25 protein-coding genes are annotated in these 25559 nt (G+C 70.4%); 14 read left to right on the forward strand and 11 right to left on the reverse strand.

The window, feature by feature from the left end:
* Window positions 1-35 precede the first annotated feature (35 nt).
* From tig to H4696_RS46990, 6 genes are all read left to right on the forward strand, one after another.
* Entirely contained in the window at window positions 36-1427 is a 1392-nt protein-coding gene (gene tig, locus H4696_RS46965; protein ID WP_086862898.1) for a trigger factor, read from the forward strand.
* Between the two features lie 138 nt (window positions 1428-1565).
* On the forward strand, window positions 1566-2171 hold the full coding sequence (locus H4696_RS46970; RefSeq protein WP_086862897.1) for a ClpP family protease: 606 nt from the start codon (window positions 1566-1568) through the stop codon (window positions 2169-2171).
* Between the two features lie 26 nt (window positions 2172-2197).
* The gene (locus H4696_RS46975) at window positions 2198-2851 is read left to right on the forward strand and encodes an ATP-dependent Clp protease proteolytic subunit (RefSeq protein WP_086862896.1); all 654 of its coding nucleotides are present in this window, start codon (window positions 2198-2200) and stop codon (window positions 2849-2851) included.
* A gap of 227 nt (window positions 2852-3078) precedes the next feature.
* Window positions 3079-4374: an ATP-dependent Clp protease ATP-binding subunit ClpX gene (clpX, locus tag H4696_RS46980; RefSeq protein ID WP_086862895.1), complete on the forward strand. Its 1296-nt coding sequence runs from the start codon at window positions 3079-3081 to the stop codon at window positions 4372-4374.
* A gap of 52 nt (window positions 4375-4426) precedes the next feature.
* Window positions 4427-4837, forward strand: a complete 411-nt coding sequence (locus H4696_RS46985; protein WP_086862894.1) for a hypothetical protein — start codon at window positions 4427-4429, stop codon at window positions 4835-4837.
* Window positions 4838-4890: 53 nt separating this feature from the next.
* Window positions 4891-5814, forward strand: a complete 924-nt coding sequence (locus H4696_RS46990) for a sensor histidine kinase (protein WP_086862893.1) — start codon at window positions 4891-4893, stop codon at window positions 5812-5814.
* A 130-nt stretch (window positions 5815-5944) separates the two neighbouring features.
* Here H4696_RS46990 and H4696_RS46995 read toward each other — a convergent pair whose 3' ends face one another.
* Together H4696_RS46995 and H4696_RS47000 are read right to left on the reverse strand one after the other, a co-directional pair.
* The gene (locus H4696_RS46995; RefSeq protein ID WP_225958231.1) at window positions 5945-6826 is read right to left on the reverse strand and encodes an alpha/beta hydrolase; all 882 of its coding nucleotides are present in this window, start codon (window positions 6824-6826) and stop codon (window positions 5945-5947) included.
* Between the two features lie 178 nt (window positions 6827-7004).
* On the reverse strand, window positions 7005-7712 hold the full coding sequence (locus H4696_RS47000; protein WP_086862891.1) for a TetR/AcrR family transcriptional regulator: 708 nt from the start codon (window positions 7710-7712) through the stop codon (window positions 7005-7007).
* A gap of 74 nt (window positions 7713-7786) precedes the next feature.
* Between H4696_RS47000 and H4696_RS47005 the strand changes: the two genes are divergently transcribed.
* Window positions 7787-9226: a carotenoid oxygenase family protein gene (locus H4696_RS47005; RefSeq protein ID WP_086862890.1), complete on the forward strand. Its 1440-nt coding sequence runs from the start codon at window positions 7787-7789 to the stop codon at window positions 9224-9226.
* 17 nt (window positions 9227-9243) lie between these two features.
* On the opposite strand, the gene H4696_RS47010 is transcribed toward H4696_RS47005, so the two are convergent.
* Together H4696_RS47010 and fdhD are read right to left on the reverse strand one after the other, a co-directional pair.
* Window positions 9244-9420 (reverse strand): hypothetical protein, encoded by a 177-nt coding sequence (locus H4696_RS47010; RefSeq protein ID WP_158104373.1) that lies wholly within the window; start codon window positions 9418-9420, stop codon window positions 9244-9246.
* Window positions 9421-9632: 212 nt separating this feature from the next.
* The gene (gene fdhD / locus H4696_RS47015; RefSeq protein WP_086862889.1) at window positions 9633-10457 is read right to left on the reverse strand and encodes a formate dehydrogenase accessory sulfurtransferase FdhD; all 825 of its coding nucleotides are present in this window, start codon (window positions 10455-10457) and stop codon (window positions 9633-9635) included.
* Window positions 10458-10559: 102 nt separating this feature from the next.
* On the opposite strand from fdhD, the gene H4696_RS47020 reads away from it, so the two are divergent.
* The 5 genes from H4696_RS47020 to H4696_RS47035 all read left to right on the forward strand — a co-directional run bounded on the left by H4696_RS47020 (window position 10560) and on the right by H4696_RS47035 (window position 15089).
* Complete coding sequence (locus tag H4696_RS47020; protein WP_086862888.1) at window positions 10560-11912, forward strand: L-lactate MFS transporter; 1353 nt, start codon at window positions 10560-10562, stop codon at window positions 11910-11912.
* Window positions 11909-12037, forward strand: coding sequence for an MFS transporter small subunit (locus tag H4696_RS51010; protein WP_264086341.1), 129 nt, complete (start codon window positions 11909-11911; stop codon window positions 12035-12037). Before H4696_RS47020 ends, H4696_RS51010 begins: the two co-directional genes overlap by 4 nt.
* Window positions 12034-12786 (forward strand): SDR family NAD(P)-dependent oxidoreductase, encoded by a 753-nt coding sequence (locus H4696_RS47025; RefSeq protein WP_086862887.1) that lies wholly within the window; start codon window positions 12034-12036, stop codon window positions 12784-12786. Before H4696_RS51010 ends, H4696_RS47025 begins: the two co-directional genes overlap by 4 nt.
* A 48-nt stretch (window positions 12787-12834) precedes the next feature.
* Window positions 12835-14244: an LCP family protein gene (locus H4696_RS47030; RefSeq protein WP_086862886.1), complete on the forward strand. Its 1410-nt coding sequence runs from the start codon at window positions 12835-12837 to the stop codon at window positions 14242-14244.
* 269 nt (window positions 14245-14513) lie between these two features.
* The gene (locus H4696_RS47035) at window positions 14514-15089 is read left to right on the forward strand and encodes a hypothetical protein (protein WP_249027115.1); all 576 of its coding nucleotides are present in this window, start codon (window positions 14514-14516) and stop codon (window positions 15087-15089) included.
* Here H4696_RS47035 and H4696_RS47040 read toward each other — a convergent pair.
* The 5 genes from H4696_RS47040 to H4696_RS47060 form a co-directional block, all read right to left on the reverse strand.
* The gene (locus H4696_RS47040; protein WP_192782927.1) at window positions 15077-17386 is read right to left on the reverse strand and encodes an FdhF/YdeP family oxidoreductase; all 2310 of its coding nucleotides are present in this window, start codon (window positions 17384-17386) and stop codon (window positions 15077-15079) included. The genes H4696_RS47035 and H4696_RS47040 overlap by 13 nt on opposite strands.
* A 90-nt stretch (window positions 17387-17476) precedes the next feature.
* Window positions 17477-18787 (reverse strand): MFS transporter, encoded by a 1311-nt coding sequence (locus tag H4696_RS47045; RefSeq protein WP_086864353.1) that lies wholly within the window; start codon window positions 18785-18787, stop codon window positions 17477-17479.
* A gap of 64 nt (window positions 18788-18851) precedes the next feature.
* Window positions 18852-19289 (reverse strand): MarR family winged helix-turn-helix transcriptional regulator, encoded by a 438-nt coding sequence (locus H4696_RS47050; RefSeq protein WP_086864354.1) that lies wholly within the window; start codon window positions 19287-19289, stop codon window positions 18852-18854.
* 72 nt (window positions 19290-19361) lie between these two features.
* The gene (locus H4696_RS47055) at window positions 19362-20354 is read right to left on the reverse strand and encodes a hypothetical protein (protein WP_086864355.1); all 993 of its coding nucleotides are present in this window, start codon (window positions 20352-20354) and stop codon (window positions 19362-19364) included.
* Window positions 20355-20406: 52 nt separating this feature from the next.
* A complete protein-coding gene (locus H4696_RS47060; protein ID WP_086864356.1) occupies window positions 20407-20709 on the reverse strand; it encodes a hypothetical protein in 303 nt (100 codons plus the stop codon).
* A 56-nt stretch (window positions 20710-20765) separates the two neighbouring features.
* On the opposite strand from H4696_RS47060, the gene H4696_RS47065 reads away from it, so the two are divergent.
* Entirely contained in the window at window positions 20766-23390 is a 2625-nt protein-coding gene (locus H4696_RS47065) for a valine--tRNA ligase (protein ID WP_086864357.1), read from the forward strand.
* A gap of 53 nt (window positions 23391-23443) precedes the next feature.
* Here the strand turns inward: H4696_RS47065 and H4696_RS47070 are convergent, their stop codons facing one another.
* Both H4696_RS47070 and H4696_RS47075 read right to left on the reverse strand, forming a co-directional pair.
* Complete coding sequence (locus tag H4696_RS47070; RefSeq protein ID WP_086864358.1) at window positions 23444-23782, reverse strand: hypothetical protein; 339 nt, start codon at window positions 23780-23782, stop codon at window positions 23444-23446.
* 35 nt (window positions 23783-23817) lie between these two features.
* Window positions 23818-24705, reverse strand: a complete 888-nt coding sequence (locus tag H4696_RS47075; RefSeq protein ID WP_086864359.1) for a LysR family transcriptional regulator — start codon at window positions 24703-24705, stop codon at window positions 23818-23820.
* A gap of 86 nt (window positions 24706-24791) precedes the next feature.
* Between H4696_RS47075 and H4696_RS47080 the strand changes: the two genes are divergently transcribed.
* Window positions 24792-25550 carry an alpha/beta fold hydrolase gene (locus H4696_RS47080; protein WP_086864360.1) on the forward strand — a complete coding sequence of 253 codons (759 nt, stop codon included), beginning with the start codon at window positions 24792-24794 and terminating at the stop codon, window positions 25548-25550.
* Window positions 25551-25559 lie beyond the last annotated feature (9 nt).

The raw sequence follows: 25559 nt of genomic DNA on the forward strand, positions 1-25559 counted from the left end.
GTCCTACACAATCGTTACCGCTCGAGGAGAAGACCTTGAAGAGCACCGTCGAGCAGCTGAGCCCGACGCGAGTCAAGATCAATGTCGAGGTGCCGTTCGACGAGCTCAAGCCGAACTTCGACCGCGCCTACCGCAAGATCGCCCAGCAGGTGCGCATCCCGGGCTTCCGGCCCGGCAAGGCGCCCGCTCGCGTCCTGGAAAGCCGGATCGGGCGCGGCCCGGTGCTCGACGAGGTCGTCAACGAGGCCATCCCGGCCAAGTACATCGAGGCCGTCCGCGAGAACGAGGTCCGCACGCTCGGCAACCCCGAGTTCGACGTGACCAAGCTCGAGGACCGCGACGTCCTGGAGTTCACGGCCGAGGTCGACGTGCGCCCGGAGATCGAGCTGCCCGACCTCGAAGGCTTCGCGGTCACCGTCGACGACGTCGAGCTGACCGACGCCGAGGTCGACGAGCAGCTCGACGAGCTGCGCGCCCGCTTCGGCACGCTGACCGGCGTCGAGCGCCCGGCCGAGACCGGCGACTTCGTCTCGATCGATCTGTCCGCGACCGTCGACGGCGAGGCCGTCGAGGAGGCGAGCACCACCGGGCTGTCCTACGAGATCGGCTCCGGCCAGCTCGTCGACGGCATCGACGAGGCCATCGTGGGCGCGACCGCCGGCGAGACCAAGACGTTCACCACCCAGCTCGTCGCCGGGGAGCACGCCGGCAAGGACGCCGAGGTGACCGTGACCGTCCAGTCGGTCAAGCAGCGCGAGCTGCCCGAGGCCGACGACGAGTTCGCCCAGATGGCGAGCGAGTTCGACACGATCGAGGAGCTCAAGGGCGACCTCCGCGAGCGCCTGGGCCGCGTCAAGAAGATGCAGCAGGGCGTCCAGGCCCGCGACAAGGTGCTCGACGAGCTCCTGGAGCGCACCGAGGTGCCGATCCCGGAGAAGGTCCTCGACGCCGAGATCGAGAACCGCAAGCACGACGCGATCCACCCGTTCGACCACGACGAGGCCCAGTTCGCCAAGGCCCTCGAGGCCGAAGGCCGCACCCTCGAAGAGTTCGACAGCGAGACCCGCACCGAGTCGGAGAAGGCCGTCCGCACGCAGCTGCTTCTGGACACCATCGCCGACAAGGAAGAGGTTTCGGTCAACGACGGCGAGCTCACCGAGCGGATCATCTACCAGGCCCAGCGCTTCGGCATCAGCCCGGACGAGTACGTCCAGCGCGCCCAGCAGTCGGGCCAGCTGACCGCGATCTACGCCGACGTCCGCCGCGGCAAGGCCCTCGCCTCGGTGGTCCGCAAGGCCGCCGTGACCGATGGCTCCGGCGCCGCGGTCGACCTCTCGGAGCTGTTCGGCTCGGACGAGCCCGCCGCCGACGAGGCAACCCAGGAGACGCAGGTCACCGACGAAACGGCGAAGACTCCGGCGGAGTGAAGCTGTGAGCGAACTTGGGCGGTGTCAGGCATTCTGCACCGCCCAAGTTCGTTAGGGTCGGATACAAGATCTCAAGCATCTGAAACGACAGCGGTGGCCGTCAGCACCGGGCCACCGCCGGCGAAAAGGCAGGCAGACGTGACGCAGCACACGCCCGAGGCGCGGACCGGCACCGCAGGGCTCACCCTCACCGACTCGGTGTTCGAGCGATTGCTCCAGGAGCGCATCGTCGTCCTCGGTTCCGAGGTCAACGACGAGATCGCCAACCGGATCACCGCGCAGCTGTTGCTGCTCGACGCCGACGACGCCGAGTCCGACATCCGCTTCTACATCAACTCGCCGGGTGGTTCGGTCACCGCCGGGTTCGCGATCTACGACACCATGCAGCTGATCCGCCCGGACGTCGCGACCTACGCGATGGGCATGGCGGCCTCGATGGGGCAGTTCCTGCTCTCCTCGGGCACGCCGGGCAAGCGGTACGCGCTGCCGCACGCGCGCATCCTGATGCACCAGCCGTCGGCCGGTGTCGGCGGCACCGCGTCGGACATCGCGATCCAGGCGGACCTGTTCAACAAGTGGAAGCTGGAACTGGCCAAGATCACGGCGGACCAGACCGGCCAGACGGTCGAGCAGATCATCAAGGACGGCGACCGCGACCGCTGGTTCACCGCTCAGGAGGCGAAGGACTACGGGTTCGTCGACCACGTCCTCACCGCCGACATCGCCCGTCCGGGCTCGAACTGAGCGCGAAGCACACAGGAGACTCGATCATGAGCAACTTCAGGCTCCCGGGTGACTTCCGGGCTCCGAACACCCCCCAGTCGCGGTACATCCTCCCGTCGTACGTCGAGCGCACCAGCTACGGCGTCAAGGAGTCGAACCCGTACAACAAGCTGTACGAAGAGCGGATCATCTTCCTCGGTGTGCAGGTGGACGACGCATCGGCCAACGACGTGATGGCGCAGATGCTGCACCTCGAGCACGAGGACCCGGACCGCGACATCACGATCTACATCAACTCGCCGGGTGGCTCGTTCACCTCGCTGATGGCGATCTACGACACCGCGCAGTACATCCGGCCGGACATCCAGACGGTCTGCCTCGGCCAGGCCGCCTCGGCCGCCGCGGTGCTGCTCGCCGCCGGCAACCCGGGCAAGCGCTTCGCCCTGCCGAACGCGCGCGTGCTGATCCACCAGCCCGCCACCGAGGGCACGTACGGCCAGGTCTCGGACCTCGAGATCCAGGCGAACGAGATCCAGCGCATGCGCCGCCAGATGGAGGTCATCCTGGCGAAGCACACGAACAAGGACCCGGACCAGATCCGGGCCGACATCGAGCGCGACAAGATCCTCACGGCCGAGGAGGCCAAGGCGTACGGCATCATCGACGAGGTGCTGCCGTACCGGAAGGCGTCGGCTCTGTAGATCCGCCAGGCCGGTGTGTGTCGAGAAGACGACACACACCGGCATCCTGGTTTAGGGTCGTCCTCTGACGTGCTCCCGGAGCGTGTGGGTGTTCCCGCCCACGGCATCGGACGGGTACCGTCAGTGGCAATGCGTGAGGCTCCGCTCGGTCACAGGTGGCCGGGGCCGCACCGTCGCAACACAGTCAGGCGTGGAAACCCGCGCCGGAGGGGACGAGGTCAACGGCCATGGCACGGATCGGTGACGGCGGAGACCTGCTGAAGTGTTCTTTCTGTGGGAAGAGCCAAAAGCAGGTGAAGAAGCTCATTGCCGGCCCCGGGGTCTACATCTGCGATGAGTGCATCGACCTCTGCAATGAGATCATCGAGGAGGAGCTGGCCGAGGCCGGCGACGTCAAGCTCGACGAGCTGCCCAAGCCCGCCGACATCCACGAGTTCCTCGAGCAGTACATCATCGGTCAGGAAGACGCCAAGCGGACGCTCGCGGTAGCGGTCTACAACCACTACAAGCGGATCCAGGCGGACGACAAGGCCGGGCCGAAGGACTCCAAGGAGGAGTCGGTCGAGCTCGCCAAGTCGAACATCCTGATGCTCGGCCCCACCGGGTGCGGCAAGACCTACCTCGCGCAGACGCTGGCGAAGCTGCTGAACGTCCCGTTCGCGATCGCGGACGCCACGGCGCTCACCGAGGCCGGGTACGTCGGCGAGGACGTCGAGAACATCCTGCTCAAGCTCATCCAGGCGGCGGACTACGACGTCAAGCGGGCCGAGACCGGGATCATCTACATCGACGAGGTCGACAAGATCGCCCGGAAGAGCGAGAACCCGTCGATCACGCGCGACGTGTCCGGCGAGGGTGTCCAGCAGGCCTTGCTGAAGATCCTCGAAGGCACCACCGCTTCGGTCCCGCCGCAGGGCGGCCGCAAGCACCCGCACCAGGAGTTCATCCAGATCGACACGACGAACGTGCTGTTCATCGTGGCCGGCGCGTTCGCCGGGCTGGAGAAGATCATCAACGAGCGGGTCGGCAAGCGCGGCCTCGGCTTCGGCGCGGAGATCCGCACCAAGACCGAGATCGAGGAGAGCGACGTCTTCTCCGACACCATGCCGGAGGACCTGATCAAGTTCGGGCTGATCCCGGAGTTCATCGGCCGCCTCCCGGTCGTGGCGACGGTGAACCACCTGGACAAGGACTCGCTGGTCAACATCCTGACCCAGCCGCGCAACGCCCTGGTGAAGCAGTACAAGAAGCTCTTCGAGATGGACAACGTCGAGCTCGAGTTCACCAGCACCGCGCTCGAGGCCATCGCCGACCAGGCGGTCCTCCGGGGCACGGGCGCCCGCGGGCTGCGCGCCATCATGGAAGAGGTCCTGCAGCCGGTCATGTACGACATCCCGAGCCGCGACGACGTGGCGAAGGTCGTCATCACCGAGCAGACCGTCCGGGAAAACGTGAACCCGACGATCGTCGCCCGGCAGCCGACCCGGCGCGCACGCAGCGAGCGCGGCGAAAAGTCGGCCTGACGCCGGCCGTCTCCGGGCCACCACGGGCCCGGAGACCGACAGGAAAAGCTGAATGACTGCTGATTCTTTCCCGGGTACCGGGGGCACCACCCCCGGTGGCGGCGTCCAAGCGCCGCCGCCACCGGCCCCGGTCGCCGAGCCGGTGGCCGCCGGGCCGGTCCTCGGGTTCCGCGAGCTGAGCGAACGCGTGATCGCGTCCGCCTTCGAGCGGTACCCGTGGCTGAACCGCGTGCTGATGGGCGTGCTGGCCGTGTGCACCGGCACGTGCGTCGTGGCCGTGGTGGCCCGGCTGTCGCCGTTGCCGCTGATCCCGGTGCCGCTGTTCCTCGTCGCGGGTTACGGGCTGTGGCAGGCTCGCGGCGTGACCGAGCGGCGTCAGCTCGTCAACTGGGTGCTGCTGTTCGCCCTCGCGGCCCTGGTCGGCTTCTGGCTGATCTCGGTCGTCGGCCGCTGGGTGGAGTGAAGACCCGCCTTTCGCAGGGTTTGGTGCCGGTGCCGCCTGGGTACGCCTGACACGTGGTAGCTGCCCTCAAGCCGTTCCGGCATCCGGCACTGTTCTACCGCGGTGACACTGAGTATCTCGATGGTGTCATTCCGTTCCTGCTCGAAGGCCTCGACCGCGGGGAGCCCGCCGCCGTCGCCGTTCCGGGCCGCAACCTGATGCTGGTCGAGAAGGCGCTGGGGGACCGGGCCGACGAGGTCCTGCTGATCGACATGGGCCGCGCGGGCCGCAACCCCGGCGCCATCCTGCCCTCGGTGCTGGACGCCTTCGCCGGTGAGCACGCCGGCCCGGTGCGGATCGTCGGCGAGCCGATCTGGGCCTGGCGCACCGACGTCGAGTACCCGGCGTGCGTGGAGCACGAGGCACTGATCAACAACGCTTTCGCGGGCCGCGACCTGGCGATCCTCTGCCCGTACGACGTCGCGGCGCTGACCCCGTCGGTCCTGGCCGACGCGGAGCGCACCCACCCCGAGCTGTGGGGCCTGGCGGGCCCGTTCGAAAGCCCGCGCTTCGACCCCGACGGCGTCCGCGCGGACCTGAGGCGCCCGCTGCGGCCCCCGGCCGGCGCGGTGGAGCGCTCGTTCGACCTCTCCCAGCTGGCGTCGCTACGGGGCTTCGCGGAGATCTGGGCGGCCCGCCACGGCCTGCGCCGCCCGCGCCGCGACGACTTCGCGCTGGCGATCGCCGAACTGACGGCGAACAGCGTGCTCTACGGCGGCGGCACGGGTGTTTTGCGGCTGTGGACGGCCCCGGACGAGGTGGTCGGCGAAGTGAGCGACGCCGGCACGATCGCGGACCCGCTGGCCGGCCGCGTCCCGCCGTCGGCGTCGACGCTGGGCGGGCGCGGCCTGCTGCTGGTGAACCGGCTGGCCGACCTGGTCCGGACGTACTGGGTTCCGGGTACGACGACGACCCGGGTCCACTTCCGCTGCGGCTGACCTCGCCTGCCCGCACGGGGTCCACCGCGTGTCTTGAATGAGTCATTCAGGACCTCCGAAGACCTGAATGACTCATTCAAGACGTCTGCCGGTGCTCGCCGCCGGGTACTTCGGCTGCCGCCAAGCTGGGTCAGTCCGTACGCGGGACGTGCTTGCCGAGGAAGCTGATCAGGCTCGGCACCACCGTCCGGTTGAACGGGTCGCCGTGCTTGCCGTGCGCCGTGTGGGCGACCGCCGGGTGGGCCGCGTCGATGTAGCGGCGGACACCCGTGATGAACGAGTCCTCCGTGCCGCACCAGATGCCGTTCGGGACGCTCTTGGTCTCGTCGATGTGGCGCAGCGGGTCGAGCGCCGTCCAGTCCTGGATGTCCGGGAAGATGTGGCGCTTGGCCATCTCCGGCCACGACGTGATCAGCGCCGGGGCCAGCGTCGCCACCGCGGACGGCGGCTGGCGGCGCTCCACGCGGCGGCGGGTATACACCAGGGCGCCGAAGCCGCCCATCGAGACGCCCGTGCAGGCGAAGGGCAGGCCGGTCGGGCCGGCGAAGCCGCGGGCCCGCAGCCACTGTGGGACCTCCTCCAGCAGCATCGCCATCGGGTCGTCGCCCGGGTGGACCTGGTGCCAGTAGTTGTCGCCGCCGTCGACGGCCACGAAGCCGAACGACGGGACCGCCTTGCGGGCGACGTCGCTGGCCAGCTGCTTGAGCGTGCCGGTCGGGGCCGCGCTGCGGGCGTTGCCGTGCAGGCCGTGCAGCACGAGCGACATCGGCAGCCCCTTCGGCGGGGTCTTCGACGGCAGGATGAACACCAGGTCGACCATCCGGCCGCGGGCCGCGGAGTAGACGCGTTCGACGCGCGTGCTGCCCAGCTGGGTCGTCGGGTTGGACGACGCCACGCCGAGCGCGCGCTGCAGGGCCTGGCTGAACGGCAGCTTGCCGGTCGCCGTCCCGACGGCCAGCCCGGTCACGGCCAGGCCGGACGCGCCCGCGATCAGCACCGAGCGGCGGCTCAGCCAGCGCCGCGCGCCCTGGACCGCCGCCTCCGCGACCGCCTTCGCGGGCTGCGGCTGGTCCCCACCGCCCGCGCGCTCCGCGTCCCCGTTTTCCTCGTTCACCTGTCTCCGTCCCCCGCCTGCTCCCTTAGGACGCCGCGGACCTGCTCCGCGTTCCCCTCGCGTCCCGCTCGCCGGGTTAGTCGTTCCCACCCTGCCCGGCGTTTCGGGTCCTCGCGCGCCAAGCCGCCTTGGCTGCGTCGGTGGAGCGTTCGGCCCTGTCCACAGTGTCCCCGAGACCCACGGCGAGTGTGATGCCGAGGGGTATCAAAATGTGGTCTATGCCCTGTTCGCCGGGCCCGAAGTGCCCGGAAGCCTCCAGGGTGACGAAGCCGTGGAGGGCGCTCCACAGCTGGGCGGCGGCCTGGTACTTGTCCGCGGGCCGGAAGCGGCCCGCCTCGATGGCCCGTTCGGTGGCCCGGACGATGTGCTCGAACGCCTCCAGGCCCTCCGGAGCGGCCTCCCGGCCTTCTTCGGTGGTGAGGTCGGACAGCGTCGCCCGCTTGCCGCCGGGCGCGGACTGGCCGAACGTGACCGCGAACAGCTGGGGCTGCTCGGCGACCGCCTGCCGGTAGGTGCGGGCGAGGCTGAAGATGTCCGCGACCGGGTCCTCGGTCTCGCCGACCTCGGCCAGCCACTCCGAAAGCCGCAGGAAGCCGGCGCGCGCCACCTCGTCGACCAGCGCGGCCATGCCGCCGAAGTGCGTGTACACCGCCATCGTCGAGACGCCGACCTCCGCCGCGAGCTTGCGGGCCTGCAGGGTTTCCGGGCCGCCGTCGTCGAGCAGCCGGATGGCGGCCTCGACGAGCCGGGCCTTGACGTCGGTCGCGCGCGGTTTGGGGCTCATGCTTGCCAGTGTCCCATAACCCTGTTATACCTGTATCCATAACTCAGTTATGGAACGCGCGGAGGGGTCACGCCATGGGCAACAAGTTCCTCGAAGGAAACTTCGCCCCGGTCAGCCGGGAGCACACGATCACCGAGCTCGCCGTCACCGGGCGGATCCCCGAGTTCCTCGACGGCCGCTACCTGCGCAACGGCCCCAACCCGCTGTCCGAAGTGGACCCGGCGGCCTACCACTGGTTCATGGGCGACGGCATGGTCCACGGCGTGCGCCTGCGCGACGGCAAGGCCGAGTGGTACCGCAACCGCTGGGTGCGCAACGCGTCCGTGACCGCCAAGCTGAACGGCGAGGACGCGAGCCGGTTCTGCGGCCTGGACGCGCTCGGCGCCAACACCAACGTCATCGGCCACGCCGGCAAGACGCTCGCGCTGGTCGAGGCGGGCGCGCCGATCTACGAGCTGACCGACGAGCTCGACACCCTCGGCCGCTGCGACTTCGACGGCACGCTCCCGGGCGGCTACACCGCCCACCCCAAGCGCGACCCGCGCACCGGCGAGCTGCACGCCGTCTCGTACTTCTTCGGCATGGGCAACAAGGTGCAGTACTCGGTGATCGACGCGGCCGGCCGCGCCCGCCGCATCGTCGACGTCGAGGTCACCGGGTCACCGATGATGCACGACTTCTCGCTGACCGAGAAGTACGTCGTGTTCTACGACCTGCCGGTGACGTTCGACGCCGGGATGGCGGTGGCGACCGGCGTGCCCGGCGCCTTGCGCGCCCCGGCGAAGCTGGTGCTCTCGGCGATGGTCGGCAAGGTCCGAGTGCCGGACCCGGTGTCCGCGATGATGGCGAACAAGATCGGCGCGAACGGCGGCCTGCCCTACCGCTGGAACGAGAAGTACCCCGCGCGGATCGGGGTCATGCCGCGGGACGGCCAGAGCCGCGACGTCCGCTGGTTCGACGTCGAGCCGTGCTACGTCTTCCACCCGCTCAACGCCTACGACGACGGCGACAGCGTCGTCCTCGACGTGGTGCGCCACCCGAAGATGTTCGACCGCGAGCTGCACGGTCCGGGCGAGGGCGGCCCGACGCTGGACCGCTGGACCGTCGACCTCACCGCGGGCAAGGTCATCGAGGAGCGGCTCGACGACCGGGGCCAGGAGTTCCCGCGGGTCGACGAGCGGCTCGTCGGACGGCACCACCGCTACGGCTACGCGATCTCGACCGACGGCGAAGCGAACCCGGGCAGCTCCCTGTTCAAGCACGACTTCCGCACCGGCTCCCGCCAGGAGCGCGCGTTCGGCGGCGGACGGCAGCCGGGCGAGTTCGTGTTCGTCCCGCGCCACGAGGACGCGGCCGAGGACGACGGGGTGGTGATGGGCTTCGTCTACGACCCGGCGTCGCAGCGCAGCGACCTGACGGTGCTCGACGCGGGAACCCTGGAGACCGTGGCGGCGATCCACCTGCCCGACCGGGTACCCAACGGCTTCCACGGCAACTGGGTCGCGTCCGCCTAGGGGTGCTGCCCAGCCCGTCAGCGACGCTTCCTGGGCAGGAGGCGGAACAGTTCCGCGAGGGCTCTGATGATGGCGGGCCGGTCGCGCGGGTCGGTGCCGCGCAAGGCGACGACGAGCGCGATGACTCGGACCGCCGGGGCGAGCAGGGCCAACCCGACCACCAGGACCGGGTCGGTGCCGGACAAGACGTACATGCAACCCCTTCCAGCCGAGTCGGCTGGAAGGAGACTCCGCTCGCCCGGCGAAATCCGCTCCAACCGATCCAAGGCGTGCTTGGTCGGTCGGAGGTCTCTTCCGCCAGCAGAGCTGACCGATGGCCCCGAGGACGCCAGGACGTCCCTCAGACGAAGCCACCGCGAAGGAATACTCCCCTCACTGCTGAGGATTTTAGCATCGCGAGCACAGTTCAGGTCAGGACGCGGTGGTCGCCGGTGTAGAGGTTCATCGAGTCGCCGCGCAGGAAGCCGATGAGCGTCATGCCGTTCTCCTCGGCCAGTTCCACGGCCAGCGACGACGGCGCGGACACCGCCGCCAGCAGCCCGATGCCGGCCATCGCGGCCTTCTGCACCAGTTCGAACGACGCGCGCCCGGACACCAGGAGGCCGTAGCCGGGCGCGGGCACCCGGCCCTCCAGGACGGCCCAGCCGAGCACCTTGTCGACCGCGTTGTGCCGCCCGACGTCTTCGCGGACGACCGCGAGTTCGCCGTCCGGGGTGAACAGCGCCGCCGCGTGCAGGCCGCCGGTGCTGGCGAAGACCTTCTGCCGGGTGCGCAGCGCGTCCGGCAGGCCGGCCAGCGTCTCGCTCTTCACGGCGAAGGCCGCGCCGGCGGGGGAGAAGCGGGTCTTGAGCTTGACCGCGTCGAGGGCGGCCTTGCCGCAGACGCCGCACGACGAGGTGGTGTAGAAGTTCCGCTCGACGCCGGTGTCCGGCGGGGCCACGCCGTCGGCCAGCGCGATGTCGAGGACGTTGTAGGTGTTGCGGCCCTGGTCGTCGACGCCGTCGCAGTAGCGGGCGACCGCGATGTCCTCGCGGCCGCCGATCACGCCTTCGGACAGCAGGAAGCCGTGGGCCAGCTCGACGTCGTGGCCGGGCGTGCGCATGGTGACGGCCAGCGCCTTGCCGCCGACCCGCAGCTCCAGGGGCTCTTCGGCGGCGAGCGAGTCGGGACGGCGCCGATCACCGGCCGCGGAAATCCGCCGCACCGGCCTGCGCACGGTCACCCTGCCCATCTGCACACCTTTCGCCGCCCGAACGTTCGACACCCGTATGGTGCAACACCGGGTATTTAGTAATACATTCCCTCCATCATCCCCAGAGTACGGAGGGAACCGATGGCTCTCGGCTTCCTGGACCGATCCCGGATAGTGGCACCGCCGACGTGGACGCGCTGGCTGGTGCCGCCGGCGGCCCTCTCGGTGCACCTGTCGATCGGGCAGGCCTACGCGTGGAGCGTGTTCAAGACCCCGCTCGAGAAGACGATGCACCTGAACGGCACGCAGAGCTCGCTGCCGTTCCAGCTCGGCATCGTCATGCTCGGGCTGTCCGCGGCCTTCGGCGGCACGCTCGTGGAGAAGAACGGCCCGCGCTGGGCCATGTTCGTCTCGATGTGCTGCTTCGCCACCGGGTTCCTCGTCTCCGCCCTCGGCGTGGCGACCGGGCAGTTCTGGCTGGTCGTCCTCGGCTACGGCGGGATCGGCGGGGTCGGGCTCGGCATCGGCTACATCTCGCCGGTGTCGACGCTGATCAAGTGGTTCCCGGACCGGCCGGGCATGGCCACCGGCATCGCGATCATGGGCTTCGGCGGCGGCGCGCTGATCGCGTCGCCGTGGTCGTCGTCGATGCTCGGCAGCGCGCCCACCACCGGCACCATCGCCACGGCGTTCCTCGTGCACGGCGTCGTCTACGCGGTGTTCATGTCGATGGGCTGGCTGCTCGTGCGGGTGCCGGCCGACGGCTGGAAGCCGGCGGGCTGGGAGCCCAAGACCGACCACGGCAAGGCGATGATCAGCACCGCGAACGTCTCGGCCGCCAACGCGATCAAGACGCCGCAGTTCTGGTGCCTGTGGGTCGTGCTGTGCTTCAACGTCACCGCGGGCATCGGGATCCTGGAGAAGGCGTCCCCGATGATCGTCGACTTCTTCAAGAGCACGCCGACGCCGGTCGGCACGGCCGCGGCGGCCGGGTTCGTCGCGCTGCTGTCGCTGTGCAACATGCTCGGCCGGTTCGTCTGGTCGTCCACTTCGGACCTGGTCGGGCGCAAGAACATCTACCGCACCTACCTCGGCGTCGGCGCGGTGCTGTACTTGGTGATCGCGCTCACGGACAACTCGTCGAAGCTCGTGTTCATCCTGTGCGCGATGGTGATCCTCTCCTTCTACGGCGGTGGGTTCGCGACGGTTCCGGCCTACCTGAAGGACCTCTTCGGCACCTACCAGGTCGGCGCGATCCACGGCAGGCTGCTCACCGCGTGGTCGGTGGCCGGCGTGCTCGGCCCGCTGATCGTCAACCGGATCGCCGACAGCCAGAAGGCGGCGGGCAAGTCCGGGCCGGCGTTGTACGAGCTGTCCTTCTACATCATGATCGGCCTGCTGGTGGTCGGCTTCGTGGCCAACGAGCTGGTGCGCCCGGTCAAGGAGAAGTACCACGAGCCGGTCCCCGCGGCCGCGAGGAGTGAAGCCCGATGAGCGAGCCGTCGACGTCGAAGCCCAACCGGACCCCGCTGATCGTGCTCACCTGGGCGTGGGTCGTCCTGCCGTTCGGGTACGGCGTGTACCAGCTTTTCCTGAAGCTGGTACAGCTGTTCGGATGAGCAACGGAATTCTCGTCACCGGCGCGTCCCGCGGTATCGGGCGCGCGGTGGCCACGGCGTTCGCGGCGCGGGGGGACCGGGTGGCCGTCCACTACGGACACCGCGCCGCGGACGCCGAGGAAACGCTTTCGCAACTGCCCGGCGAAGGACACCTGCTGATCAGCGGCGACCTCGCCGACCCGGAAGCGGCGCGGAAGCTCGCCGACGCCGCCGAAGCCGGGCTCGGCGGGGTCGACGTGCTGGTCAACAACGCGGCCGTCGCGACGTCGGCGGAGACCGCGCACCCGGTCGACGGGGTGTCCTACGCGGACTGGCAGCGGATCTGGCGGCGCACCCTCGACGTCAACCTCGTGGGCGCCGCGAACCTGAGCTACTGCGTCGCCCGGCACCTCATCGGGCGCGGCGCGCCCGGCCGGATCGTCAACATCGGGTCGCGCGGGGCGTTCAAGGGCGAGCCCGACCACCCGGCGTACGGCGCGAGCAAGGCGGCGCTGCACGCGTTCGGCCAGTCGCTCGCCGTTTCGCTGGCGCCGCACGGCATCTCCGTGACGTCGGTCGCACCCGGCTTCACCGCCACCGAGCGCGTGGCGGACCGGATCGACGACGCCCTGCGCGCGCAGAGCCCGTTCGGGCGGGTCGGCACGCCCGAAGAGGTCGCCGCGGCCGTCGTCTACCTGGCTTCCGCCGAGGCGACCTGGGCGTCCGGCGCGATCCTCGACCTCAACGGCGCCTCGCACCTGCGCATGTGACCTGCCTCACCCGTGCAGCACGACGGGCCGCGCGGGCGTCGATAGGGCGTGCATCCTCTGGGCAAGATCGTCGTCTCCGGGCTGGCGCTGGTCGTCTTGTGCGGCACCGCGTACGGCTACGTGAACCTCCAGGCCCTCGACGAAGTCACGCGCGACAGCGTGATCGACGCCGACGGCGAGACGAAACCGGGGGAGCAGCCCGCCGACGGTTCGCTGGACGTCCTGCTCGTCGGCCGGGACGCCCGCACCGATCCCCAGGGCAACCCGCTGTCGCCGGACATGCTCCGCGAACTGCGGGTCGGTCCCAACGGCGACGACCTCACCGACACCCTGATCGTGCTGCGGATCCCGAACGGCACGAAGGAGGTGAAAGCGTTTTCCATCCCGCGCGACAGCTACGTGTCGATGCCCGGCGGGAAGGGGAAGATCAACGCCGCTTTCGGGCGCGCGAAGGCCGCCGAGGCGCGGCGGCTGCGCACCGCGGGGGAGACCGACAAGGCGAAGATCGACCAAAGCGCGCTCACGGCCGCGCGGCGCGCGACGCGGCAGGCGGTCGAGGACCTCACCGGCGTCAAGATCGACCACTTCGCCGAAGTCAACCTGCTCAGCTTCTCCGAGATCAGCAAGGCGGTCGGCGGCGTCGACGTCTGCCTGAAAGCGCCCACCCAGGACCGGAACTCGGGCGCGAACTTCCAGGCCGGGCCGCAGCGGATCTCGGGCGCGGACGCGCTCGCCTTCGTGCGGCAGCGCGACAACCTCCGCGGCGGCGACTTCGACCGCGTGCGGCGGCAGCAGGTCTTCCTCGCCGGGCTGGCGCGGCAGGTGCTGTCGGCGGGGACGCTGGGCGACCCCGGGAAGCTTTCGGACCTCATCGACGCGGTGAAGCGCTCGGTGGTGCTCGACTCCTCCTGGAACCTCCTCGACTTCGTCGCGCAGATGCGCGGGGTCAGCGGCGGCGGCATCCGGTTCGAGACGATCCCGGTCGTCAACCCCGACTACCGCTACGACCCGGACGACCGCAAAGCGACCGCGGTGCAGGTCGACCCGGCCGCGGTCAAGGCGTTCGCGGCGAGCCTGATCGGGCCGGCCGCACCGACGGGGTCGCCGACGGCCCAGGGGCCCACGGTCGACGTCTCCAACGCGGGACCGCGGCCGGGGCTCGCGGCGCGCGTGTCCGGTTTGCTGCGCGACAAGGGGTTCACGCCGGGTGCCACCGGCAACACGGCCTCGCGGCGGACCTCGGTGGTCCGGTTCGGTCCCGACCTCGCGGACCGCGGCGCCGAGGTGGCGAAGCTGCTGGGCGGCCTGACGACGCAGGAGTCCGCGTCGGTGCCCGCCGGGCACATCGAGGTCGTGCTCGGCACGGTGTACGCGGGCCCGGGAGCGGCCGGCGGCGGGGGCGCCCCGGCGGCCGGTGACGACGCGATCACGTCGGACGGAGTCGTCTGCGTGAATTGACCGCGCACGGGGTGAAATTGCGCGAAGTTTTTCCGTGAAGCACCGCGATCTCGTTTTCCGCCGACCGGACCACGGCGGACCACGAGGGTGAGTGGTCTTGACGCTGCCTGCCTGGTGAGGCAATGTGCGGTGACCGTCGGCGGCAGTGCCGCGGGACGGGCCGGAAAAGATCACCGGATCGGTGGCGGACCGGAAAAACGATTTCAGGAAATAAGGAAAGTCCGGAACCTATGCGCATCAGCGTTGCCCGCGGAGGGTGGCTCCTTCCGGTGCTCGCTTCCGCCGTTCTGTCCGCCGGGTGCCAATCGGCGTCCGGTACGGCGCACTACCCCGAGTCGATCGACGCCTGCAAGCTGCCCGGCGCCGACACCCGCGACCGGCTGGCCCCCGGCACCGTCGAAGTCCCGCCGGACTCGATCAAGACGGCCGACGCCAAGGTGGTGCCGCAGGACCGCTCGACCGAGGGCAACGAACTCACCGGCTGCAAGCGCCTGTTCGCCCGCGACCTCGGCGGCGGGAAGCCGAACCCGCAGGACTACCGGGTCGTCACGATCGCCGTCGTCCGCTTCACCGACTCCGACACCGCCAACGCGGCTTCCCAGGCCACCCAGCTGATGACCGACGCGCTCGGCGACCACTCGGGCGTCCGCCTCGCCACCGGCGTCGGCGACGAGGCCGGCTTCTCCGAGCAGTGGGCCGCCGTCCGCTCCGGCAACGTCGTCCTCGGCCTGGCCATCGCCGACGGCGGCACCGAGGCGGCCCTGATCCCGCCGGCGACCCTCGACAACGTCCAGGCCGTGGTCACCGGCATGACCGACACCCTGCAACGCGACTACCGGGGCTGAGGCTCCAGCCGCACCACGATCGCCTTGGAGACCGGGGTGTTCGACTTGTCCGCCACCGAGTCCAGCGGGACCAGCGCGTTCGCCTCGGGGAAGTACGCCGCCGCGCAGCCGCGGGCCGTCGGGTACGCCACGACGCGGAACGCCGGTGCCCGGCGGTCGCCGTCGCGCCACTCGGAGACCAGGTCGACCATCCCGCCGTCCGTCAGGCCGAGCGCCGCGATGTCGGCGGGGTTGACCAGCACGACCCGGCGGGCGTTGTCGATGCCGCGGTAGCGGTCGGAAAGGCCGTAGATCGTGGTGTTGTACTGGTCGTGGCTGCGCATCGTCTGCAGCAGCAGCCTGCCCTCGGGCGCCTGCGGGTACTCCAGCGCCGAGACCGTGAAGTTGCCCTTGCCGTTGGCCGTGCCGGTGAACTCGCGGGAGTCGCGCGGCGCGTGCGGCAGCACGAACCCGTCGGGCTCGCGGACGCGGCGGTTGTAGTCGTGGCAGCCCGGCACGACCCGCGAGATCCGGTCGCGGATCAGGTCGTAGTCGGTCTCGAACGTCCGCCACGGCACCGCGTGGCCCGCGCCGAACAGCTTCTCGGCGAGCCGGCTGACGATCGCGACCTCGGAGAGCAGGTGCTCGCTCGCGGGCTGGAGGCGGCCGCGGGAGGTGTGCACCTGCGACATCGAGTCCTCGACCGTGACGAACTGCTCGCCGCTCGCCTGGACGTCCCGCTCGGTGCGCCCGAGCGTCGGCAGGATCAGCGCGGTGCGGCCGTGGACGACGTGGGAGCGGTTCAGCTTCGTCGAGACGTGCACGGTCAGCGAGCACGACTCGAGCGCCTTCTCGGTGGCGTCCGTGTCCGGGGTCGCCGACGCGAAGTTGCCGCCGACGGCGAAGAAGACCTTGCCGCGGCCGTCGCGCATCGCGCGGATCGTGTCGACGGTGTCCAGGCCGTGCTCGCGCGGGACTTCGATGCCGAACTCGGCGGCGAGGGCGTCCATGAAGGACTGCGGCATCTTCTCCCAGATGCCCATCGTCCGGTCGCCCTGGACATTCGAGTGCCCGCGCACCGGGCAGAGACCCGCGCCCGGCTTGCCGATCATGCCGCGCATCAGCGCCAGGTTCGCGATCTCGGAGATCGTCGGCACGGCGTGCTTGTGCTGCGTCAGGCCCATCGCCCAGCAGTAGATCGTGCGCTCGGAGGACGCGATCATCCGCGCGACGCGCTCGATCTGCTCGCGCGGCAGCCCGGTGGCGAGCTCGACCTCCGGCCAGTCGATCTCCCGCAGGTGCTTCGCGTAGTCGTCGAAGCCATCGGTGGCGTTCGCGACGAACTCGCGGTCGACGATCGCGCCCGGCGCCTCTTCGTCCCAGGCGAGCAGCAGGTGCCCGACGGCCTGGAACAGCGCGAGGTCGCCGCCGAGGCGGATCTGGGCGAACTCGTCGGCCAGCGGCGTGCCCTTGCCGACTACGCCGCGGACGTTCTGCGGGTTCTTGAACCGCATCAGCCCGGCTTCGGGCAGCGGGTTCACGGCGATCACCTTCGCGCCGTGGCCCTTGGCGACTTCGAGCGCCGAGAGCATCCGCGGGTGGTTGGTGCCCGGGTTCTGCCCGACGACGACGATTAGGTCGGCCTTGTGGATGTCAGCCAGGCTCACCGAGCCCTTGCCGACGCCGGTGGTGGCCGACAGCGCCGCGCCCGAGGACTCGTGGCACATGTTGGAGCAGTCCGGCAGGTTGTTGGTGCCGAAGGAGCGCACCATCAGCTGGTAGAGGAACGCGGCCTCGTTGCTGGTGCGCCCGGAGGTGTAGAAGAACGCCTCGTTCGGGTCGGTCAGCGCCTTCAGCTCGCCGGCGACGAGCTCGAACGCGTCGTCCCAGGAGATCGGCTCGTAGTGCGTGGCGCCTTCGCGCAGCACGAACGGCTCGGTGATCCGGCCCTGCTGGCCGAGCCAGTAGTCGGTCTTGTTCCGGAGGTCCTCGATCGGGTGCTTCGCGAAGAAGTCGCGGTCCACCCGCCGTTTCGTGGCCTCCTCGGCCACGGCCTTGGCGCCGTTTTCGCAGAACTCGGCCAGCTTGCGCTTCTCGCCGTCGATCTCCCGCGGTTCCGGCCACGCGCAGCCCGGGCAGTCGAAGCCCTCGCGCTGGTTCAGCAGCCGCAGCGCCTTGATCGTCCGGCCGGTGCCCATCTGCTCGACGCTGCGCGCGAGCGACACGGCGACACCGGGTATCCCGGCCGCCCAGCCCTTCGGCTTGCCCACCTCGAGGCGGGTCTCGTCCACGTCCTGCGCCGGCGCTTCACGAGTCATGTGCCCATCGTGCGCCTCGCTGATCGCGACCGCTAACAGGGGTGGGTCACACGACCGGCGCGCCACTTTCTCCAGGAAAGAGGCATCGCCTCACGCGGACTTCACCTTCGCGGCGCGCAGCCCGCGGTCGAAGACGGTGACTCCCAGCAGGGTGACGCTGATGACGACCAGCGCGACGGCCAGCCGGTGCAGCCCGGCGGAGTCCGCGTGCGGCCCGTAGCAGAGGGCGATGAGCGTCGAGGCCACGATCGCGCCCAGGTACTGGGCCGTCCGGAACAGGCCGCTCGCGGTGCCCATCTGCTCGGCGGGCGCCTCGCCGTAGAGCGTCGTCTGGTTCGCGACGCTGGTCAGGCCCTGCGCCAGGCCGAACAACGCGGCCAGCGCGAGCAGCGCGCCGGCCCCCGTGCCGTCGTGGACGAACAGCAGCAGCGCCGAGCCGCCGGCCAGCGCGACCGCCACGGTGACCAGCCGCGCCTTGATCCCGGACCCGCGCCCCGAAAACGCCGCGGCGCAGACCGCCGTGCCCGACATCGGCAGCAGCATCAGCCCGGCGGCCTCCTCGGACAGCCGTCGCGTGGTCTCGAGCCATTGGACGTAACCGAACATGATCGCGTAGATGGCCATGAAGCTCAGCGCCTGCCGCAGGTAGGTGCGCAGGATCGCGCTGTTGGCCGCGAGCATCCGCAGGTCGAGGAAGGGGTGGTCACGCCGCAGCTCGACGAGCGTGAAGGCGGCCCCGAAGGCGGCGACGACGGCGAGCAGCCACGTCTCGGCGCCGGGGTCCATCAGGAAGAACAGCAGCGCCAGCAGCGTCGCGGAGAACAGCGTGATGCCGAGCACGTCGATCCGGGTGGCGGTGCGCGCGCCGCGGTCGTTCTTCGGCACCCACGCCCAGGCCAGCACCAGCGACAGCCCGGCGAGCGGGATGTTGACGGCGAAGATCGCCGGCCAGCCGAAGAGCCCGATCAGCAGGCCGCCCAGCGTCGGGCCGATCACCATCACCGTCTGCGCGGACATCGACAGCACCGAAAGCACGCGGGCGGGCACGCCCTGGCCGTTCGCTTCGGCGTGGTGGCGCAGCACGGCCATCGCGGCCGGGAACCCGGCGCAGGTGCCGAGGCCGAGCACGACCCGCACACCCGTCAGCCAGCCCACCGAAATCGGGACCATCCCGGCGATCCCGGCCACGATCACCAGCGTCGCGCCGGCCAGCAGCACGCGGCGGGCGCCGTAGCGGTCCACCAGCAGCCCGACGACCGGCTGGCCGACCGCGGTGGCGAGGTACAGCGCCGAGATCAGCCAGGCGGTCTGGCCGGGACCGGCGCCGAAGCTCTGCCCGATCGGCACGAGCGCGACGGCGATGAGGGTGGAGTTGATCGGGTTGAGCACCGCGCCGGCCACCAGCGGGGTGACCAGGCGGGCGCCGAACTTGGCGGGTGCGGTGACGGTGGCCGTGAGGACTCCTTCAGTGCTGGGCCACGCGCTGCAGCAGCGGCAGCGCGCGCGTGACGACGTCGAGCTCGGCGGGGGACAGCTCGTCCAGCAGCGCCTGGGCCAGCCACTCTTCGCGGTGCTGCTGGATGCCGCGCACGGTGTCGCTCCCGGCGGGGGACAGGCTGATCACCACGCGCCGCCGGTCGGCGGGATCGGGCGTGCGGGCGAGGTAGCCGAGCTCGTCGAGCACGCCGAGGGTGGCGGCCATGGACTGCTGCCGCACGTGCTCGGCCGCGGCCAGCTCACCCTGGGTGGCCGGCCCGGCCCGGTGCAGCCGGTTCAGCACCGCGGACTGCGACGGCGTGAGGATCCCGGCGTTGTCGACCTGGCGCAGCCGCCGGTGCAGCTGCCCGACGACGCCGCGGATCCAGCCGGCGCTCTCGGCCACGTGCGGAGGTACTTCGCCCATGCACACAGTCTAACTGTACAGTCCAGGCTGTGCATCTGGGTGTGACGCACTCCCGACCGGGGGTGCGGTGGCTCAGTGGCAGTCGTCGAGGGTCGGCACCGGGTACTTGGGGTCGTAGTAGCCGGGAGCGTCCTGGTCGCCGTCCGACGGGGCGGCTGGCGGGTTGGCGTAACCGGGGGCCAGGAAACCCTCCAGCGCGGCGGCGCAGCCGACCGACGAAGTCGCGCTCTGCCCGCCGTCGAGCCACAGCCCACGGCTGGTCTTCGCGACCCGGGAGCCGGTGGCCACGACGTAGGTCTCGTCCACGCGCAGGAAGCTGACGATCTCGTTCGGGCTGGTCAGCGTCTCGGGGTGGACGTTGTCGAAGGCGTAGGCGACGACGTACTTGGCGTCCACGGCCAGCTCACCGGGCTTGTCGCCGGCGCGCGCGGTGAGCGTGCCGAACGTGCGGGGGCCCGCGTCGAGCAGGTGGTAGCCGTCGGCGATCTCGGTCAGGTAGGAGTCGAGGCCGGCCTTGTCCTTCGCCGGCTTCTCGGTCAGCCGCGGCGCGAGCTGGTCGCGCTGGTCCGGGGCGAAGAGCGCGAGGTAGGCCTTCGGGTCGTGCGCGACCAGCACCGCGGGGTCGAGGTGGGCGGCGGTGATCGCCTGGCGGGCCTGCGCGTAGGCGTTCGCGACCGCTTCGGCCTTGAAGGCGCCGACCGGTGCGGCGGCGGGCGAGGTGATGCCGTCCAGGCCCTTCGGCCACGCGTCGGCGGGGGTGTTCGCGTACGGGTGCGCCAGGTCGACGCGGGCGAACTGCGCCACCTGCGTCGGGTTCGGCGGCGCGGCCACCGGGGCGGGCCGCCGCCCGACGTACACGATCGCCGCCGTGGTCACGCCCAGGATCAGCACGAACACGGCGAAGATCCACCAGCGGCGCCGTGGCTTCCCGGTCGCGCGTTTCCGCTGCTTGCGGAACTGCTTGCGGTCCTTCTTGGCGCCCAGCCAGGCGTCGGTCTGCGCGTGCTTGCGCCACTCCGGGTCCATCAGGTCCGGGTGTGAATCGAGCAGGTTGTCGTCGTCCACGTCGCTTTTCCCCCAGGGTCGATGCCTGATCATCGACGGCGGGGGCCGCGCGTTACGAGCCGAAGAAGACGAAGGGGTCTTCGTTGACGCCGATGCCCTGGATCTGGTGCACGATGATCGCCGCGGCGACCAGTCCGGCCACGACGAGCAGGGCCAGCACGCCCGGCCAGCGGCTCTGCCCCGGCCGCTGGTAGCCGCCCGCGCGCTGCTCCCGCTTGCGGCGCTTCTTGAGGTCCTTCTTGGCGCCCAGCCAGGCGTCCCGCTCGGCGTACTTCTGCCAATCCGGGTTCATCAGGTCCGGGTGCGTCTCGAGGCGCCGGTCGTCCGGATCCTGCGGCTGCTGAGGCTGTGCCATCCCGAGTGCCTTCCCCCTGGGTGACCCGCCGTGACGGGTTCGTAGACTTGTCCATTGTGACCGAGAACGCTCCGCAGCAGACCACCGACCTTCCGGGTGCCTGGGACCCGGCCGCCGAGGAAGCACCGATGTACGACCGCTGGGTAGCGGCCGGGTACTTCACGGCCGACGCCTCGTCGGAGAAGCCGCCGTTCTCGATCGTACTGCCGCCGCCGAACGTGACCGGTTCGCTGCACATGGGCCACGCGCTCAACCACACCCTGATGGACGCGATGAGCCGCCGCCGTCGCATGCAGGGCTACGAGGTGCTGTGGCTGCCGGGCATGGACCACGCGGGCATCGCGACGCAGAACGTCGTCGAGCGCCAGCTGGCCGGCGAGGGCCTTTCCCGCCACGACCTGGGCCGCGAGAAGTTCGTCGAGCGCGTCTGGGAGTGGAAGGCCGAGTACGGCGGCAAGATCCTGGGCCAGATGAAGCGCCTCGGCGACGGCGTCGACTGGTCGCGTGAGCGCTTCACCATGGACGAGAACCTCTCGAAGGCCGTCCAGACGGTGTTCAAGAACTTCTTCGACGAGGGCCTGATCTACCGCGCCGAGCGGATCATCAACTGGTGCCCGCGCTGCCGCACGGCGCTGTCGGACATCGAGGTCGACCACAACGACGACGACGGTGAACTCGTGTCGATCCGCTACGGCGACGGCGACGACGCCATCGTCGTGGCGACGACGCGGGCGGAGACGATGCTGGGCGACACCGCGGTCGCCGTCCACCCGGACGACGAGCGGTACGCGCACCTGGTCGGCACCGAGGTCGAGCTCCCGCTGACCGGCCGCCGCATCCCGATCGTGGCCGACAAGCACGTCGACCCGGAGTTCGGCACCGGCGCGGTCAAGGTGACCCCGGCGCACGACCCGAACGACTTCGAGATCGGCCGCCGCCACGACCTGCCGATGCTCACGGTGATGAACGAGAAGGCCGAGATCACGGTCCCCGGTCCGTTCGAGGGCCTCGACCGGTTCGAGGCGCGGCCCGCGGTGGTCGCGGCGCTGCGCGAGCTGGGCCGGATCGTCGCCGAGAAGCGCCCGTACGTCCACGCGGTCGGGCACTGCTCCCGCTGCGACACGGTCGTCGAGCCGCGGCTGTCGCTGCAGTGGTGGGTCAAGGTCGAGGAGCTGGCCAAGCTGGCCGGCGACGCGGTCCGCGACGGCCGCACCGAGATCCACCCGCCGGAGCTGGGCAAGCGGTACTTCGACTGGGTCGACAACATGCACGACTGGACGATTTCGCGCCAGCTGTGGTGGGGCCACCGCATCCCGGTGTACTACGGCCCGGACGGCGAAGTCGTGTGCGTGGGCCCGGACGAGCAGCCGCCGTCGGGCGAGGGCTGGACGCAGGACCCGGACGTGCTGGACACGTGGTTCTCGTCGGGCCTGTGGCCGATGTCGACGCTGGGCTGGCCGTCGTCCTCTTCCGAGGACCTCGCGAAGTTCTACCCGACCAGCGTCCTGTCGACCGGCTACGACATCCTGTTCTTCTGGGTCGTCCGGATGATGATGTTCGGCGTGCACCAGATGCAGGGGAAGCAGCCGTTCGACCACGTGTACCTGCACGGCCTGATCCGGGACGCGAACGGCAAGAAGATGTCGAAGTCGCGCGGCAACGTGATCGACCCGCTGGAGTGGATGGACGCGTACGGCGCGGACGCCACCCGCTTCACCCTGGCCCGCGGCGCGAACCCGGGCGCGGACATGGCACTGGCCGACGAATGGGCGGCGGGCTCCCGCAACTTCTGCACGAAGCTGTGGAACGCGACGAAGTTCGCGATGATGAACGGGGCTTCGGTGGCCTCGCCGTTGCCTGACGCTTCTGCTTTGACGGAAGCGGACCGCTGGATCCTGGGCCGCCTGGGTGCGCTGGTGTCCGAAGTGGACGGCCTGTTCGAGGACTTCCAGTTCGCGAAGGTGGCGGGCGCGCTCTACCAGTTCACCTGGAACGAGCTGTGCGACTGGTACCTGGAGCTGGCGAAGGTCCAGCTGTACCAAGGCGACGACGACCGGGTTTCGTCGACGCGCGCTGTTCTCGGGCACGTGCTGGACACGGTGCTGCGGTTGCTGCACCCGTTCATCCCGTTCATCACGGAGAAGCTCTGGACGGCCCTGACCGGCGGTGAGTCGTTGGTGATCGCGGCTTGGCCTTCGGCCCCGGCCGGATACGCCGACGCGGTCGCCGACGCCCGGATCGCGGACGTCCAGAAGCTGGTGACGGAGATCCGCCGCTTCCGCGCCGACCAGGGCCTGAAGCCGGGCCAGAAGGTGGCGTCGCGCCTGGCGGGCTACACCGGCGGCCACGAAGAGGCGATCCGTTCGCTGGTCCGGCTGACGGCGCCATCGGACGAGTTCGCGGCGAGCGCGTCCCTGGAGGTCGCACTGGCCGACGGCGTGGTGACGGTGGAACTGGACCTCTCGGGCACGGTCGACGTCGCGGCCGAGCGCAAGCGGCTGGAGAAGGACCTCGCGGCGGCCCAGAAGGAGCTGACGCAGACGGAAGCGAAGCTGGGCAACGAGGCTTTCATCGCGAAGGCCCCGGCCCCGGTGATCGACAAGATCAAGGTCCGCAAGGAGACGGCGGTGGCGGACATCGACCGCATCACCGCCCGGCTGGCGGCACTGCCGGCTTCCTGAGTTCGTCGACGAAGCCCGGTGCTCCTTCGGGAGTGCCGGGCTTCGTCATGTGCTCAGGTGGAGCGAGCGGCGGCGTAGCACCGCTGCCGTTCCCGCTCCCAGACGTCCTGGTCGGCGAGGTTCGCGTACTCGTCGCGCACCCGGCGCGCGAGAACGTAGAACCCGCTGCTCGGCAGCCGGCTTTCTTTCGACACGACCAGCGCGCTCCACAGCGGCTCGTCACGGCCCGCCGCGCGTGCGGACACTTGCTCGAGGAAGTGCCCGAGGTGGTTCGGCTGCACGCCGACGCGCCTGCCGAGCGGGACGTATTCGATCACACCTCCGCCGGACGCTACGCCGTACAGGATGTCGGCGATGCGGTCCACGCGGTCCATCTCGAAGGTTTCCGGCACGCGGAAGGGGTCGTTCGCGACGGGCGGAGCGTTACTCAGCCGTCCTCGGTGGCCCGCGCCGCCTCGATCAGCGCCACCACCTCCGCCGGCACCCGGCGGTCCGACGGGGTCGCCAAGTACGTCGGCATCCGCGGCGACGGATCGCGTAACGGCCGGAACGCCACGCCCGGCACCGGCAGCAGGTTCGCGTGCGCCCGGTAGAACACCGTCCAGTGTGGACGCCCGAAGCCCAGCGTCCCCAACGTGTCCTGTGCCGTCGTGAACTCCTTGCCCAGCACCGGCTCGAACCCGGCTTCACGGCAACACGCTACGACCAGATCGTGCAACGGCGGGTTCCGCGACCGGGAGCTGAGCCGCACGGGCAACGAAGCCAGTGAAGCGAACGCGACCTCGTCCGAGGAAGCCAGCGGGTGCGAAGCGGGCAGCGCCACCCAGACCTCGTCCGTCCACAAGGGAGTGAAGTCGAGCCCGGACGAAGGCCACGAGCCCCGCACGATGGTCGCGGACAGCGAACCGTCCCGGACGCGCTGGAGACGTTGCGAAGTCGGTGCGTGGACCAGCTCCAACGAAGCCGAAGGCGCCAGCCTCGCGAAAGCGGTCAGCAACGCGTCCAGCCGGTCGCCCAGGCCTTCGCTCGTTCCCAGCCGGACCAGCGGCCCGGCCGCGCGGAACTCCGCCACCGAATCCGCCGCCCGGTCGGCCGCCGCCAGTACCGCGCGTGCGTGCGGCAAGAACCGTTGCCCCGCCTCGGTGAGTGCCACCGAACGCGTCGTCCGGCCGAACAGCGGCACCCCCAGCTCGCGCTCCAGCCGCCGCACCTGCTGGCTCACCGCCGGCTGGACGATGTGCAGCCGCTCCGCCGCGCGGCCGAAGTGCAGCTCCTCGGCCACCGTCACGAAGTACCTGAGCTGGCGAAGCTCCACGAGACACCCCATTCATCACCGTTCGTGATGAGTGTAGGAGCGGACTGCCCATCGAAAAACGCCTGCCGGGTGACCAGGCTCGAGCCATGCCTTACACCACCGTCAACCACACCCGGCTGCACTACGAAGACGCCGGCGCCGGCCCCGCCCTGCTGTTCCTGCACGGCTGGGGGACCAGCGGCCGCGTCTGGCAGTCGTGCCTGCCCGATCTCGTGCGCGACCACCGCGTCGTCACCCTCGACTGGCGCGGGTGCGGCCGCTCGGACCACCCCGCCGAGGGCAACACCATCGCCGAAATCGCCGCGGACCTCGCCGGCCTGATCGAGACGCTCGGGATCCACCCCACCGTCGTCGGGTCCAGCATCGGCGGGATCTTCGCCACCGAACTCGCGCTCGCGCGGCCCGAGCTGGTCGAGCGCGTCGTCTCCGTCGACAGCCCGGGTTACTGGCCGAGCACCGGCATGCTCGAGAAGGTGCGCGAACTGCGCGAACGCCTTGTCGACGACCGCGCCGGCACCTTCGAGGACTGGGTGCCCAACTGGGTCGCGGGCGCCGCGCCCGGGCTCGTCGCGTGGACGATCCGCCAGCTGCTCGACTCCGGCGTCTACATCGACGAGCTCTTCACCGAGTGCACCACCTACGACCCGCGCCCGCGCCTCGGCGACCTGAAGGTCCCGATCACCTACCTCCACGGCGAGCTGGACGCCGAGATCCCCCTCGAAGTCCCGCGCACCTGCGCCGCCGAGACGCCCGGCGCCCGGGTGCACGTCCTCGCCGGCTGCGGGCACCTCCCGCACCAGGAAAACCCGCGCGCGTTCACCGCCGCCCTCCGCGAGATCGCCTGAAGGAGCCCG

This window comes from Amycolatopsis lexingtonensis (genome assembly GCF_014873755.1).
Classification (GTDB): Bacteria; Actinomycetota; Actinomycetes; order Mycobacteriales; family Pseudonocardiaceae; genus Amycolatopsis; species Amycolatopsis lexingtonensis.